We start from the raw sequence: 14,500 nt of genomic DNA on the forward strand, positions 1-14,500 counted from the left end.
ACGGAGCGCAGGAAGCAAGCGGCATCGGGCGGATTTCTTTTGGATACTTTTCTTTGTCCGCGCAAAGAAAAGTATCTCGTCCGTGGGTACGAGAACCCACATTCAAACAACCGTCGCATCAGCGACACCTTAATAAATACCCCTCACCCTAACCCTAACCCTCTCCCACAAGGGGAGAAGGGATTTTGCAAGGTTTCGTTAAATATCAAAACCTACGATAACCCCAACACATCCTGCATATCAAACAACCCCTTATCCTTATCTTTCAACCAAACAGCCGCCCTAAGCGCACCATTCGCAAAGGTCATGCGACTAGATGCCTTATGGGTAATCTCCACCCGTTCGCCTTCATCGACAAACATGGCGGTATGCTCGCCAACTATATCGCCAGCGCGGATGGTAGAAAAGCCGATGGTCTTACGGTCGCGTTCACCCGTGATGCCTTCCCTGCCGTAGACGGCGCAGTCTTTTAAGTCGCGGTTTAAGGTGTTAGCTATAACTTCGCCCATCCTTAAGGCCGTACCGGATGGCGCATCGACTTTATGGCGATGATGGGCTTCGATGATTTCGATGTCGGTGTAATCGCCCATGACTTTGGCTGCCATTTCCAGGAGTTTCAGGGTCAGGTTTACGCCAACGCTCATATTGGGAGCCATCATGATGGCTATGGATTTCGCCACTTCTGCTATTTTAGCTTTTTGTTCGTCGTTGAACCCTGTCGTACCAAGCACTAACTTTTTTCCCGCTTGCTGACAGGACGCTAGGTAGCCCATAGAGGCTTCCGGCCTTGTGAAATCGATCAGCACGTCAAAACTATTGGCAACTGCAGACAAATTATCGGAAACTTTCACTCCGGTAGCTTCTATGCCGATTAATTCTCCGGTATCTTTACCTATGACAGGGCTGTCTGCACGGTCAATAGCGACCGTTAGCGTAAGCGCTGGCGATAGGGCAACGGCTCGCATTAAGGTCAAGCCCATGCGCCCAGACGCTCCGGCTATGGCAACTCGTATCATGGCTTATCCTGTCAGTTTATCGAAGAAACTTTTTACGCCTGCTGTCCATGAACTTTCCTGTGGACTGTGTTGTTTACCATCGCCTGTCAATGACGTGTTAAGTTGTTCAATTAAGGCTTTTTGCTCTTTGGTCAAATTCACGGGCGTTTCGATGATCACTTTGCAGATCAAATCTCCGACTACCCCGCCCCTGACCGGTTTAACGCCTTTGCCGCGCAACCTGAACAATTTGCCTGTCTGGGTTTCGGGGGGGATTTTCAATAGCACTTTACCCAACAAAGTAGGGACGGAAATGTCGTCGCCCAAACAGGCAGCGGCAAAGCTTATCGGGACATCACAATAGAGGTTTGCACCATCCCGTGTAAATATATCGTGGTCTTTAACGTGAATTTGCACGTACAAGTCGCCCGCCGGAGCCCCGCGTTCCCCTGCTTCGCCTTCGCCCGCCAACCGGATACGGTCGCCCGTATCGACACCGGCAGGGATCTTTGCTGACAGGGTTTTGGTTTCCTGCACACGACCATCCCCACGGCATTCGGCACAAGGATCCTTGATTTGTTTGCCAGAACCACGGCAGGTCGGGCAAGTTTGCTGGACCGAGAAAAAGCCTTGCTGCATCCGTACCTGACCATGCCCATGGCAGGTGGAACAGATGACGGGGCTGGAGCCTTTCTTGGCGCCTGTCCCGTCACATTCTTTACAGTGCACGAGCACAGGGACACGAATTTTGGCTTCCGTACCCGATACGGCATCTTCAAGCGTCAGTTCGAGATTATAGCGTATGTCAGAACCTCGTTGTGGACCGCTGCGCTGCCTGCTGCCGCCGAAAATATCACCAAAGACGTCACCGAAGACATCACTGAAGCTCTCGCTGGTAAAACCGCCGCCGCGTCCGCCCATCGACCCATCGACTCCGGCATGGCCAAATTGGTCATAAGCCGTACGTTTCTTGGGATCAGAAAGCACTTCGTAAGCTTCTTTGACTAGCTTAAATTTGGCCTCAGCCGCTTCGGGATTGTCCTTGTTCCTATCGGGATGGAACTTCATCGCCATGCTGCGGTAGCTTTTTTTTATGTCCGCATCGCTGGCATTGCGTTCAACACCCAGTAGTTTGTAATAATCTTCTTTTGCCATAACGTAAATAACCGCCAACGTGGGCGGTACTCTGGTGTCCTTAATAAATAAAGGTGGCGCTTAAAACAAGCGCCACCCCTCAGCTTAGGTTAAAGCTCACACTCTTTCAATGCGTGTGGCATTATTTTTTTTCGTCTTCTTTAATTTCCTCAAACTCAGCATCGACAACACCGTCATCGTCTGTTTTAGCTGAACCTTCCGGTTTGGCTCCGCCCTCACCTTCACTTGCAGATTTTTGGGCATAAACCCGTTCCGCCAGTTTGCCAGACAATTCAGTCAAGCTATTGGTTTTGGCTTCAATTGCCGCTTTATCATCAGACTTAACCGCTTCTTTCAAGGCTTCGATAGCCGATTCAATCGACGATTTCTCATCTGCAGCCACTTGGTCGCCCAGCTCTTTCAAGGATTTTTCGGTAGCGTGGATCATGCTGTCCGCATGGTTTCTGGCACCAATGAGTTCCTTCATTTTGCGGTCTTCATCGGCGTGCAGTTCCGCATCCTTAACCATACGCTTGACTTCGTCATCCGACAAACCGCTGGATGCCTTGATGACGATAGATTGCTTCTTGCCGGTCGCCTTGTCTTTTGCCGATACGTTCAAGATACCATTGGCGTCTATATCAAAGGAAACTTCAACTTGCGGCACACCCCGTGGCGCAGGCGGGATGTCCGCCAAGTCGAAACGACCCAATGATTTATTGGCAGAGGCTATTTCGCGCTCACCTTGTAAAACGTGGATCGTCACCGCCGTTTGGTTGTCATCAGCCGTAGAAAACACTTGCGATGCATTGGTCGGGATCGTGGTGTTTTTTTCGATCAGCTTGGTCATTACGCCGCCCATCGTTTCGATACCCAGCGACAAGGGGATAACATCCAGCAATAAGACGTCTTTGACATCGCCCGCCAACACACCGGCCTGGATTGCCGCACCCAGGGCAACTGCTTCGTCAGGGTTTACGTCCTTGCGCGGCTCTTTGCCGAAAATGGTTTTGACCATTTCTTGAACTTTCGGCATACGGGTTTGACCGCCGACCAGGATTACGTCATGAATGTCCGAAATGGATATTCCGGAATCCTTAATCGCCATCTCACACGGGCCTTTGGTGCGGTTAATCAATTCTTCAACCAGCGATTCCAGTTTGGCACGGGTCAATTTGACATTTAAGTGCTTAGGGCCAGATGCATCCGCCGTAATATAAGGCAGATTGACATCGGTTTGCTGACTGGAAGACAGCTCAATCTTGGCTTTTTCCGCCGCTTCTTTCAAGCGTTGCAAGGCCAATGGATCATTGTGCAAGTCAACGCCGCTATCTTTCTTGAATTCAGTGGCAAGGTATTCGATGACGCGCGAGTCAAAATCTTCCCCGCCCAGGAAGGTATCTCCGTTGGTAGACAGCACTTCAAATTGGTGTTCGCCATCAATCTCGGCAATTTCGATAATGGAAATGTCGAACGTACCACCGCCTAAGTCGTAAACGGCAATCTTCATATCGCCTTTAGGCTTGTCCATACCGAATGCCAACGCAGAGGCAGTCGGTTCGTTGATAATCCGTTTGACTTCCAATCCGGCAATGCGTCCTGCATCCTTGGTGGCCTGGCGTTGGGAGTCATTAAAGTAAGCAGGCACGGTAATCACCGCTTCCTTGACTTCTTCACCCAGATAGGCTTCAGCGTCTTTCTTCAATTTCATCAAAACCCGCGCAGAAATTTCCGGCGCAGCCATTTTTTTGCCGTTGACATCCACCCAGGCATCGCCATTGCTGGCCTCAACGATGTTATAAGGCACCATTTTGATGTCTTTTTGTACGACATCGTCCTTAAAACGGCGACCAATCAAACGCTTAATCGCAAATAAGGTATTTTTAGGGTTTGTTACAGCTTGGCGCTTGGCGGATTGCCCAACCAGTACTTCATCATCATTGGTGAATGCGATGATAGACGGCGTGGTACGCGCACCTTCGCTGTTTTCGATGACTTTCGCCACACCGTTTTCCAACACGGCAACACAGGAATTTGTGGTACCTAAATCTATGCCAATTATTTTTGCCATTGAATGCTCCAGACTTGAATTTTTGTTAAGTAAAGTAAATATTAAGACCGATATGAGGGCTTTTTTAAGTTATTCAAGCCTTTTCGTCAATTATTGGCGGCTTTTCCGGCCCTTTTGCCACCACCACCATAGCCGGACGCAGCAAACGTCCATTCAGCATATAGCCTTTTTGGAATACATTGACAACCGTATTTGGCGTTGCGCCTTCCACCTCTTGCATCAGTACCGCCTGGTGTTGTTCGGCATTGAAAGGCTGACCCTTTGGATCGAGTGTCACGACGTTGAATTTTGAAAATACGGATTCAAATTGCTTGATGGTCAGTTCACTGCCGACGCGGAATTTTTTGACTTCTTCGCTTTCACCGGTCGCTGCTTGCAAACCCAGTTCAAGGCTATCCAGGACTGTCAACAACTCCTTTGCAAAACTGTTCAGCGCATATTTATGGGCATCTTCCACGTCCTTTTGGGTGCGTTTTTTCAGGTTTTCCATTTCCGCCAGCGTCCTGACCGCCTTATCCCAGCTTTCCTGGGCTTTTTGCTCGGCTGCCGCCAGTTCTTGCTGTAATTCTGCTATGAGTTTTTCTTGGGATGGCGGTTCATCCAGTGTCAGCTCTTCTTCTGATAATGCATCCGCAAGGGTTTCCTCGCTGCCCGGGGTTTTAACCTGTGATTTTGCTTTTTCCTGCTCGGTACTCATTTATAGTGCCTTATTGATGTGAAATAAATGGTTCTGCAAATGTAACTAATTGTAACTACTCAAGTATAGGCCAAAGGCACAAGGCGAAAGATGCCAACGTGTTATCTTGCTGTCTTGAGCCTTGTGCCTTTGGCCTATAACAATGCTAGGAAGATGGGGACGCGGTTTTAGGATTCAAGGCTGCACCCAACAATTTTGCGGTAATATCGACAAACGGGATGATTTTTTCATACGCCATGCGGGTTGGGCCGATAACACCTAACACCCCGACCACTTCATCGCTCACGGAATAAGAAGAAGTCACCAGGCTGCATTGTTCAAACGCTTGATAGCCGGATTCCTCGCCAATAAAAATCTGCACACCCTCTGCCTTCATACATTGGTCGAGCAAATGCAGCACGGATTGCTTTTGGCTAAAGGCTTCAAACAATTTTTTAAGGTAATCGCGGTTTGACAATTCGGAAAACCCCATCAAATTTGTTTCGCCAGCCAACACATAATCTTCTTTTTTGCCATTGGGCTCTAACGCCAATTGGGCAATCTTGATGGCATCCACCATCCCTTGATTCATGCGTTGCTGGTCTTCCTTGAGCTCCTTTAACACCGCTTCGCGTACGGCTTGCAAGCTGCGGCCCGCATAAGTGGAATTAATAAAATTGGCGGACTGCTGCAACTCGGCGGCAGAAAATTTCTTATCGGTCCGGATGATTTTATTATGGACCTCCTGCTCATTGGTCACAAAAATGACTAGCACACGGGTATTGGATAGCGGCAAAAATTCGATGTGCCGCAAATACACTTGTTCCCGCTTGGGCAAAGTCACGATACCCGCCATTTGTGTCAGTTCAGCCAATAGACGTGAAGCCGTACCGATCATGTCGCCATTATCTTCCTTGGCCGACAATCCTTCATGCAAACGGGACAAATCTTTTGACTCCAAGGGCTTGTAAGTCAATAAAGTATCCACAAACATACGGTAACCGCTTACAGTAGGAATTCGTCCTGCCGAGGTATGTGGTGAATGCACTAGCCCCATATCCTCAAGGTCTGCCATCACATTACGGATAGTGGCAGGGCTGAGTTTCAATTCAGAACCCTTAGACAATACCCGTGACCCCACGGGTTGTCCATCGCTGATGTAGCGTTCTACCAGCGTTTTCAATAATTGTAATGACCGTTCGTTTAAAAGCTGAGTGTGTGCCATCTATTCCATCCTATAGTTAGCACTCATTACAACAGAGTGCTAAGCGCTGAAATTAGCAGCACCGCCCAGCATTGTCAATCATTACGGGAATCGGCTATAAAAATAGCCAACCCGCCAAGGAAACTAAAATTATTGTCCACCCTAGTTACAAACAACAGTGCTTGCTTGATAAGTGATTAGGCGTATAGTTAGGAAAGCTTTTCTGAATGGGGGATGCATAATGAATGCAAATCAGATAACACCATTAATCAGGCGTTACATGCCCAAAAAGCCGCTGGATTTTGTGCTTTACGGCATTTTCACCCTGGCAATCCTTAAGCTGACCAGCTTGTATTTCAGCGTCAACCCCGATGACAGCCATTGGAATGAATTCAAGGAAGAACACCATTGCGTGTTACGCAAAACGGAATATGGCGTACAGCGTTCTAGCTGGGTTTGTGATGACGGCAAAACCTATTTTCGTTGGATGCAACAGCGTTAGCGGATGCGCTAACCTGTCAATAAGCCGAAGGATTTTTTAGGTGCAGCAAACAAAGACGGTATTGATTGGACATCGACAACCGTCTTTGCAGGCTACGATCAAACGATTATTTATTCTCTAATTTTGCGCTAAGTAGCGCAGATGCCACACCGAAATAAGTCCCGACAACAATCGAAATAGAAATCACCAATAACGGGTTGCTGATAGAAAAGCCCAGCAAGACATCTTTGGTCAGTTTTTCAGGTGTTTGCAGCAAATAGGCAAAGGTGGCTGAATACCCCAAAACACTAGACGGTATCGTCGCAAGCTGAGGGATATTAGCAGCAAGACACATCACAATGACGGCAGCACAAACCGTAAAAGCCGCCATGAATGGGAAACCCATCATAGTGGTTGGCGAAATTTCTGTCAGCAAAACAGCGGTTGCCCAAGCCATGAAGACCCCAAAAATACCGCAGGTAATATTTTTGCAAACAGCTTCCTGGTTAGCCCCCAATAAAAAATAAGCCGCCCAGGCAATGGTCGCTGCCCATATAAAAAAGAAACCACTCAATGGGCCGACCGCCAAAAAGGTTGCAACACCGGCTAAAACACCAATGCTTACAGAAAGTGCTGTTAGTTTATCCACGCGAATTCTCCGAAACTCACCTCATTATTATGATGAATCAGGTACACACTGAGGTGGTTCTATGCTACCTGACGCTTAAGTCACGGACATATCTATCCCGTTGCGTCGAATATAGCAGATATTATCTTGGAGTTAAATATACTCGGTTAACGCAATCGCAAAACTTATCGACCCAGGTTGCCATTTTTAGTCATTACTAGAGTAATTTGGTAACCCTTATTTTTTCGGGCACGCATGAAGGGGGCTAAAGGAGACGAGGTCTCATTCGGCTCTGGAGGGAATTACGCAAGAAATTATTTTGAATGGTATCTCCCAGCCAAACTCGGCCGAGAGATACCGGAACATCTTTTAACTCGTGTTACGCAAAGTAAAAGGATTCAACCATTTTCCTTCGGCTGAAACACATCAACCCCGCAATCGCCGACCCAAACAACCAGATAGCCGCAGGAACGGGAACGGCTGCTGGAGCAGGCTCCATGTGTATAGAGGCCAACGACACATGTAACGTATAATCTTGACCACGGCTAAGCGGGGATTGCATTCCCCCATGACCATTCCAGAGATATTGCCCAACTGACAAATAATACATCCCTGGGTTTGTCAGCACTTGGCTCAAAAATGAATCCCACCCAATGACAGAACCTGGATCGCGGACATTGCCGTCATCATTTTGAGAAATCAAGTTATGGTTGGAATCATACAACTTAATCCAAGAATCAAGATCAGGCATACCCCTATCAATGTCAAAATAGGCTTGCACATTGGATTGGGTAGTCGTGAATGAATACCAGTCCAAACCACTATGCCTGTTGCCCGTTGTCGCATTGACTGAGGCATGCAAGAACGATGTAGAAATATTGTCGACTGGGCTTCCGATATTTGCGTCAAAAACACTATCAAAATGGGAATCTAAGCTTAGTGCCCTAGACACCGAGTCATTTCTTGTTGCATCGTTTACCGACAGATAAGAAGCCTGTGCGGAACCCAAACCAAGCATAGACGAACATAAGACAAAAAAAGCAATGTTAATTTTCATTTAAAAACCTTAATTAAGTAATAAAGAAAGGATCTATTGCAATGCAGCCGACTTTTTCGTGTCGCTTTGAAAAAGGCCTGTCACTTTCCGTCCTCACCTCACGATGAGTTTGGCTTTACCTATCTACCTATGCGAAACCCGCACTATACAAGCTTCTCCCGACGGAAACTTAAGCAACCCACTGCCTTCCATCGGTGATGTGCATTATTCAGGGATACACTGGGAATTACTGTGACCACAGTCACAGCGGCATGAGATAAATTGTGAATAGGATCACAATTCTTGCGGTTGAAGGAGCAAAAAGAGGGTTAAAAAATGGATTGTCTACTAGAATTTGAAATGGCCTTGACAATAGCAAGGTGATGAGCGCAGTGCCCATGAGAACGAGTGCACTATAACTAAAATCAGGGCCTTGGAAGCCCAAGCTAGGTTAGATGGCTATGGGCTAGATAGCCTAGAACATGCCTGGCTCGCTAAAATACCGCTTAGGCCAAATGCGCCCACAAATCATGCTCGTCGGCTTCCTCGATTTCGACAGACACGAATTCGCCTACCTTTAAATGCGTTGCGCCATCGATGAAAACCAGCCCATCAATTTCAGGCGCATCGGATTGGCTTCTGGCAACCGCCCCTTCTTCCACCACTTCATCGACCAGCACGGTTTCGATATTGCCGATGCGTTGTTGCAAGCGTCCGGCACTGATTTCAGACTGGCGTTCCATGAAACGGGCCAAACGATCTTGTTTGATTTCTTCCGGAATGGAATCGGGCAAATCATTGGCAACGGCACCTTTTACGGGCGAATAAGCAAAACAGCCCACCCGATCCAGTTGTGCTTCATCCAGGAAATCCAGGAGTTCTTCAAATTCCTGTTCGGTTTCACCAGGAAAGCCGACAATAAAGGTGCTGCGTAAGGTAATATCAGGACAAACTTCCCGCCATGCCCTGATGCGTTCCAGGTTATTCTGGCTAGCCGCCGGGCGTTTCATCAGCTTTAGGATACGGCTGTTGGCATGTTGGAAAGGTATGTCGAGATAGGGCAGTATCTTGCCCTCAGCCATCAATGGAATGACATCATCCACATGCGGATAAGGATAAACATAGTGCATCCGCACCCATATCCCCAAATCGCCCATTGCCTCCGCCAGATCATAAAAACGGGTTTGTATGGAACGACCACGCCAAAAGCGCGGCTGGTATTTCAAGTCCAGGCCGTAAGCACTGGTATCCTGGGACACAACCAACAATTCTTTGACACCCGCATCCGCCAGGCGCATGGCTTCCACCATGACCTCGTCAATCGGCCTACTGACTAGGTCTCCACGCATGGATGGAATAATGCAAAACGTGCAGCGGTGGTTGCAGCCCTCACTGATCTTGAGATAAGCGTAATGATTGGGTGTGAGTTTAATACCTTGTGGCGGCAACAGGCTGGTGAACGGATCATGCCTGGGCGGCAAGTGTTCATGGACGGAAGCGACCACTTCATCAATGGCATGTGCGCCCGTTACTTTCAAGACTTGCGGATGCCGCGCCCGAATTTCATCTTCCCTTGCGCCTAAGCAACCCGTAACGATGACTCGGCCATTTTCCGCCAACGCTTCCCCTATGCTGTCCAGGGACTCTTCGACCGCCGCATCAATAAATCCGCAGGTGTTGACCACGACCAAATCAGCATCTTTGTAGGTGGGCGAGATGGTATAACCGTCCGCACGGAGCTTAGTTAGGATGCGTTCGCTATCGACCAAGGCTTTTGGACAGCCTAGGCTGATAAAGCCGATGTTGGGTGCAGTCATGGTGAGTTAACTATTAAAACCAGGGATTTGCGGCTTAGTAAAAGCCGCAACATCATGAAAAATGACAGGATGGAAAAAACAGAAGGGATAAACGATAGGCAAACAGGATTTTACGCCCTTTGCCTCGCGCCTTTAACCTTTTACTGTCTCTGCAATCGAATTGAAAGCGTCAACCTTAGCTTTGCCGGTTTTGATCAAATCCAGCCCAATTTCCAGGACCATTTCACACAAACCTGGGGTTTTATAAATTATCATACACAAATAACCCACGGCTGGGATCGCAATCAACGCACCGATGAAGCCGTGAATGCCGACGATACCCATCAATTTGACCAGTATCGCCACGGCATCCAATGGCAGCAACAGCATTGCGCCAAAATAGGTTAAGACGACAAAAGTGAAAACAGCAAAAACAACAAATTGCAGCAGTTTAACTAAGTAAAAGTTTAATTTTTTCATGGGGTTTTGTAAATTTCCTGACAGGATTAAAGCACGGATTTAAGTAAAAAACACTACCATCCCTGCCCTGAATATTGATTTTTTCTGAGGTAATTATAGCTTGAAAGTCTTTAAACAACCTCATCTTTTCGCAGAAAGAATCGATGTAAGATTGCCCCGGCAATAAATCCGCCCACATGCGCCCACAAGGCCGAGTCGGACGTGGCTCCCGGCACATAAGTAGACGTCGTAATGGAGTAAAGCTGAAAAATGACCCACAGGCCCAAAAAAGTGACCGCAGGTAACCGGACGACTATCGGGAAAAAGTACACAATCACCCCCTCAAACGGATACAGGAAATAATACGCCGCCATTACCCCGGCAATGGCGCCGGAAGCGCCTACCACAGGTATGACCAGCGTGGGCGTACTGTACCATTGCAACATAGTCGCCAACACACCGCAGATCAAGTAAAAAGCCAGAAAGCGCCATTTCCCCATCCGGTCTTCAATATTATCCGCAAAAATCCACATAAACCACATATTGAAGATAATGTGCAGCCAGTTCCCGTGCAGGAACAAACTGGTCAAAAACGACAAATAGCCGTCAAAAGGCAGCCCATACGCCAGTCCCCATTGCGGGTTGGCATAACGGTTAGGCACCATACCGTAAAGATAGGTGATCTTGTAACTCAATTCATAAGGCATCACCTGCATGACAAGAAAAATAGCAATACAAACCGCCATCAAACTCCAGGTCATATAAGGCGTTGAATTGCACGGTGCCGTGTCTCGTATGGGGATCATGGGTTAACCTCGTAATTATGATGGGCTCAGCTTAACGGTTATCGGTACATTGGCAACAACAAAACGATTTAATCTTAGCTTTAATGCAATAGCTTATAATAACCCGAACAAATCTTTTCTCCTTGATACCTCCCATCTTTTTTTAAGTTTAATGCAAAATCCCCTAACCTCCACACCCTCATTTACCGAATTCGGGTTGGACAATCGCCTATTGCTGGCGATCGATAAGCTAGGCTTTGAAACGCCCACGCCCGTCCAACAACAAGCCATTCCTGCCATACTTGAGCACAGGGATTGCCTGGTCAGTGCCGAAACCGGCAGCGGCAAAACCGCCGCTTACTTACTCCCTTTAATGCAGAAATTGCTGGTTTCACCGGACAAAGCTATCGGCATCAAGGCATTGATCCTGTGCCCAACCCGCGAACTGGCCCAGCAAATCTTCGGGCAATGCCAACAATTCAGTGAATTTACCTCACTAAAAACCGGCCTCATTACGGGTGGCAGCGATTTCAAGAAACAGCAAACTGCATTAACCCATAACACCGACATTATCATTGCCACACCAGGCCGTCTCTTAGAACAATTCCAACTCTCGACCACCTATTTCCAACATCTAAACGTACTGATCCTGGATGAAGCCGACCGCATGTTGGATATGGGCTTTAGCGATGACGTGCTGAGAATTGTCGAACTTTGCAACAACCAACGCCAAACCTTGCTATTTTCAGCAACATTAACCCACTTCGGTGTGATCAAAATCGCCGACAAAGTGTTAAAAACCCCAAAAGTCGTCGCGTTAAATACACTGCACGACGGGCACAGCAACATCACACAGCAATTGCTCTTAGCCGATGACCACGACCATAAGCTCAAACTGCTGGCCTGGTTACTGCAAAATGAAACTTACGACAAAGCCCTGGTTTTTGCCAATACCCGCTTAAGGGCGCAGGAATTATATGACTATGTGCGCGGGACAGGGCTTCGTACCGGCTTGCTACACGGCGAAATCGACCAAAAAGACCGCAACCGCACGATGGCGTTGTATCGGGACGGTGTCGTCAACACCCTGGTCGCCACCGACCTGGCCGCCCGCGGCCTAGACATCAAAGGCATCAACCTCGTCATCAACTTCGACATCCCCCGCAACGGTATCGATTACATCCACCGCATAGGCCGCACCGGACGCGCCGACGAGCAAGGCACCACCATCGCCCTGGTCAAACACACCGAATGGAACTTAATGGCAGGCATCGAACGCTTTTTGAACCAGCAATTTATCCGCCGCACCATCAAAGAACTAGTCGGCAGCTACCAAGGCCCGAAAAAACTCAAGACCTCCGGCAAAGCCGCAGGCAGCAAAGACAAAAAAGAACCGTTAAAAAAAGCGGCTGTTAAAAAAGTGAAGATTCGGGAACGGGATAAGAAAAATGTGGGAAAGCGGCGTATTCCGAGCAATAAATTAGCTGAGGAATAAACTAAAACCCGATGGAACAATGATACCCATTTCTAGTCGAGTTTTACTGGAGAGATATGATTGAATTAGACAGTTACAAAAATCCAAAAGAAGGAAAAACATATATTAGCCCAAGTTTACCCTCTTTTGGTGATCGGACAGACAAAGTTCGGATAGCATCAAAAGTAATTGAGTCTCAAGATTCTTTTGCATTCGGCACTATAAAAGATGAAGTTGTTTTGAGGCATGTGGAAGGCGGAAAATCGTATATAACGGCTAAATTCATTGAAGATCCAAGAGGGTTATTTTTACTAAACCTACAAAGATATACCGTAGGAACAGATAAACCGCATAACGCAAGTTTTTCATTTATTGGTGAAGAAATTGGGAAGCTTTTCGAGTTCATTCAAAATGTTTTGTCTGTAACATTTAAAAATGATCGTGCAGTTAACATTACAGATGAAGAGCTTAGAAATATAGTTGTTTCAAATAATCAAGCAAGAAAGTTATTTCAAGAAAACGAAGAGGTATTTTCAGAAATAATAAAATCGGAAATAACTAAAGGGGACATTATTGCTATAGGATTTCGGAAGAAACAATTAGATGTTTACAGTAAGCTCATAACCGACCAAGAATATTTCGAGAACTTAAAAAAACAGAAAAATACAACCACAGAAGGGTTATGGCAAAAATTCTTTGAAAAGAACAAATGGATTTTCGGTTATGGGTTGAGCTACTTGTTTTTGTCCAGCTTAGACGAAAAGAAACTTGAGCAAGTGGTGCAAGGTCACGATGTTGCTGGTTTTGGTAAAAGAGTTGACGCTCTTATGAAAACTAAGGGACTGATTTCAAGTCTGTGCTTCGTTGAAATCAAGACGCATGAAACGCCTTTATTGCAAAAAAAGCCTTATCGTTCTGGTTGTTGGGCACCATCACAAGAATTGACTGAAGCTATCGCTCAAATTCAAGGCACTGTTGCTTCAGCAGTGAAATCGCTGACACAAAAAATATCGCTTAGTGATGAACATGGCAATCCAACAGGTGAGGAAGCATACAATTACTTGCCAAAATCGTATTTAGTCATTGGTAGCTTAGGTGAATTTACCAAAGAACGAGGTGTAAATGAAGATCAGTATCGCTCATTCGAGCTTTATCGTAAAAACATAACTACTCCAGAAATACTGACTTTTGATGAGTTATATGAGAGAACAAAATATATAGTGCAAAGCGATTAACCTTACCTCATTCCCACGCAGGAGCGCAGAAATGAGGGCTACAGCCCGTGGGCTGGGTTGATAAACCAAGCCTGTAGGCAGGGTACGCAGTCGCGTAGGGTGCATTTCATGCACCTGATTTGGTGCGTAAAACGCACCCTACATTTATTTCCGAAAAAACAAATTGATAATCAACGTCAAGATAACGCTCACGATTAACATGGATACAATCGGGATGAACACAAAGCTTTTTTCATTCTGGATGCGAATGTCGCCGGGCAACTTACCGAACCAGTTAACCAGCCAAGGCGCATAGCTGACTGCAAGCCCGATCAGGACTAACACAATCCCAACAAGCATAATCATTTTTCCCGTCATAACAACTTTTCCTCTAAGCTGGGTTTAACCGTGATAATGGACAATGCGAAATAATGTAAAGTTGCGTCAGAAATCCCCTCTCCCTCTGGGAGAGGGCTAGGGTGAGGGACGTTACCAATTGATTTTCATCCCCTCATCCCAACCTTCTCCCTGAGGGAGAAGGTTGGGA

The 14,500-nt window shown here is 46.9% G+C and carries 14 protein-coding genes and 1 riboswitch; of the genes, 3 read left to right on the forward strand and 11 right to left on the reverse strand.

The features are described from left to right. Positions 1-212: 212 nt before the first annotated feature. The 5 genes from dapB to hrcA all read right to left on the reverse strand — a co-directional run bounded on the left by dapB (position 213) and on the right by hrcA (position 6,101). Positions 213-1,016, reverse strand: coding sequence for a 4-hydroxy-tetrahydrodipicolinate reductase (gene dapB / locus MGMO_RS08895; RefSeq protein WP_023494722.1), 804 nt, complete (start codon positions 1,014-1,016; stop codon positions 213-215). 3 nt (positions 1,017-1,019) lie between these two features. Then, the gene (gene dnaJ, locus MGMO_RS08900; RefSeq protein WP_036307338.1) at positions 1,020-2,150 is read right to left on the reverse strand and encodes a molecular chaperone DnaJ; all 1,131 of its coding nucleotides are present in this window, start codon (positions 2,148-2,150) and stop codon (positions 1,020-1,022) included. A 121-nt stretch (positions 2,151-2,271) separates the two neighbouring features. Beyond that, positions 2,272-4,212, reverse strand: coding sequence for a molecular chaperone DnaK (gene dnaK, locus MGMO_RS08905; RefSeq protein ID WP_268768304.1), 1,941 nt, complete (start codon positions 4,210-4,212; stop codon positions 2,272-2,274). Positions 4,213-4,273: 61 nt separating this feature from the next. Continuing rightward, on the reverse strand, positions 4,274-4,897 hold the full coding sequence (gene grpE, locus MGMO_RS08910) for a nucleotide exchange factor GrpE (protein WP_023494725.1): 624 nt from the start codon (positions 4,895-4,897) through the stop codon (positions 4,274-4,276). A gap of 145 nt (positions 4,898-5,042) precedes the next feature. Continuing rightward, positions 5,043-6,101, reverse strand: a complete 1,059-nt coding sequence (hrcA, locus tag MGMO_RS08915; protein ID WP_023494726.1) for a heat-inducible transcriptional repressor HrcA — start codon at positions 6,099-6,101, stop codon at positions 5,043-5,045. 220 nt (positions 6,102-6,321) lie between these two features. Between hrcA and MGMO_RS08920 the strand changes: the two genes are divergently transcribed. Then, on the forward strand, positions 6,322-6,582 hold the full coding sequence (locus MGMO_RS08920; protein WP_235557256.1) for a hypothetical protein: 261 nt from the start codon (positions 6,322-6,324) through the stop codon (positions 6,580-6,582). Between the two features lie 106 nt (positions 6,583-6,688). On the opposite strand, the gene MGMO_RS08925 is transcribed toward MGMO_RS08920, so the two are convergent. The 5 genes from MGMO_RS08925 to MGMO_RS08945 form a co-directional block, all read right to left on the reverse strand. Beyond that, positions 6,689-7,210 (reverse strand): DUF1097 domain-containing protein, encoded by a 522-nt coding sequence (locus tag MGMO_RS08925; RefSeq protein WP_023494728.1) that lies wholly within the window; start codon positions 7,208-7,210, stop codon positions 6,689-6,691. Between the two features lie 358 nt (positions 7,211-7,568). Beyond that, the gene (locus MGMO_RS08930; RefSeq protein WP_023494729.1) at positions 7,569-8,246 is read right to left on the reverse strand and encodes a DVUA0089 family protein; all 678 of its coding nucleotides are present in this window, start codon (positions 8,244-8,246) and stop codon (positions 7,569-7,571) included. Between the two features lie 34 nt (positions 8,247-8,280). Next, positions 8,281-8,370: riboswitch (cyclic di-GMP riboswitch) on the reverse strand. Between the two features lie 361 nt (positions 8,371-8,731). Then, positions 8,732-10,042: a 30S ribosomal protein S12 methylthiotransferase RimO gene (gene rimO, locus MGMO_RS08935; RefSeq protein WP_023494730.1), complete on the reverse strand. Its 1,311-nt coding sequence runs from the start codon at positions 10,040-10,042 to the stop codon at positions 8,732-8,734. 132 nt (positions 10,043-10,174) lie between these two features. Next, positions 10,175-10,501, reverse strand: coding sequence for a hypothetical protein (locus tag MGMO_RS08940; RefSeq protein ID WP_023494731.1), 327 nt, complete (start codon positions 10,499-10,501; stop codon positions 10,175-10,177). A 110-nt stretch (positions 10,502-10,611) separates the two neighbouring features. Then, positions 10,612-11,286, reverse strand: coding sequence for a rhomboid family intramembrane serine protease (locus tag MGMO_RS08945; RefSeq protein WP_023494732.1), 675 nt, complete (start codon positions 11,284-11,286; stop codon positions 10,612-10,614). Positions 11,287-11,437: 151 nt separating this feature from the next. Here MGMO_RS08945 and MGMO_RS08950 point away from each other — a divergent pair, with 151 nt between their 5' ends. Continuing rightward, positions 11,438-12,760 carry a DEAD/DEAH box helicase gene (locus MGMO_RS08950; RefSeq protein ID WP_023494733.1) on the forward strand — a complete coding sequence of 441 codons (1,323 nt, stop codon included), beginning with the start codon at positions 11,438-11,440 and terminating at the stop codon, positions 12,758-12,760. A 56-nt stretch (positions 12,761-12,816) separates the two neighbouring features. Beyond that, complete coding sequence (locus MGMO_RS08955; RefSeq protein ID WP_023494734.1) at positions 12,817-13,974, forward strand: Shedu immune nuclease family protein; 1,158 nt, start codon at positions 12,817-12,819, stop codon at positions 13,972-13,974. Between the two features lie 144 nt (positions 13,975-14,118). Here the strand turns inward: MGMO_RS08955 and MGMO_RS08960 are convergent, their stop codons facing one another. Beyond that, complete coding sequence (locus MGMO_RS08960; protein WP_023494735.1) at positions 14,119-14,331, reverse strand: DUF2905 domain-containing protein; 213 nt, start codon at positions 14,329-14,331, stop codon at positions 14,119-14,121. Between the last annotated feature and the right edge of the window lie 169 nt (positions 14,332-14,500).

It is taken from the genome of Methyloglobulus morosus KoM1 (assembly GCF_000496735.2).
GTDB lineage: Bacteria > Pseudomonadota > Gammaproteobacteria > Methylococcales > Methylomonadaceae > Methyloglobulus > Methyloglobulus morosus.

What these genes read in the sequence shown, in the direction of transcription:
- dapB (WP_023494722.1), bottom strand. Translation starts at nt 1,016, where the DNA reads ATGATACGAGTTGCCATAGCCGGAGCGTCTGGGCGCATGGGCTTGACC.
- dnaJ (WP_036307338.1), bottom strand. Translation starts at nt 2,150, where the DNA reads ATGGCAAAAGAAGATTATTACAAACTACTGGGTGTTGAACGCAATGCC.
- grpE (WP_023494725.1), bottom strand. Translation starts at nt 4,897, where the DNA reads ATGAGTACCGAGCAGGAAAAAGCAAAATCACAGGTTAAAACCCCGGGC.
- hrcA (WP_023494726.1), bottom strand. Translation starts at nt 6,101, where the DNA reads ATGGCACACACTCAGCTTTTAAACGAACGGTCATTACAATTATTGAAA.
- MGMO_RS08920 (WP_235557256.1), top strand. Translation starts at nt 6,322, where the DNA reads ATGAATGCAAATCAGATAACACCATTAATCAGGCGTTACATGCCCAAA.
- MGMO_RS08930 (WP_023494729.1), bottom strand. Translation starts at nt 8,246, where the DNA reads ATGAAAATTAACATTGCTTTTTTTGTCTTATGTTCGTCTATGCTTGGT.
- rimO (WP_023494730.1), bottom strand. Translation starts at nt 10,042, where the DNA reads ATGACTGCACCCAACATCGGCTTTATCAGCCTAGGCTGTCCAAAAGCC.
- MGMO_RS08940 (WP_023494731.1), bottom strand. Translation starts at nt 10,501, where the DNA reads ATGAAAAAATTAAACTTTTACTTAGTTAAACTGCTGCAATTTGTTGTT.
- MGMO_RS08945 (WP_023494732.1), bottom strand. Translation starts at nt 11,286, where the DNA reads ATGATCCCCATACGAGACACGGCACCGTGCAATTCAACGCCTTATATG.
- MGMO_RS08950 (WP_023494733.1), top strand. Translation starts at nt 11,438, where the DNA reads ATGCAAAATCCCCTAACCTCCACACCCTCATTTACCGAATTCGGGTTG.
- MGMO_RS08955 (WP_023494734.1), top strand. Translation starts at nt 12,817, where the DNA reads ATGATTGAATTAGACAGTTACAAAAATCCAAAAGAAGGAAAAACATAT.
- MGMO_RS08960 (WP_023494735.1), bottom strand. Translation starts at nt 14,331, where the DNA reads ATGACGGGAAAAATGATTATGCTTGTTGGGATTGTGTTAGTCCTGATC.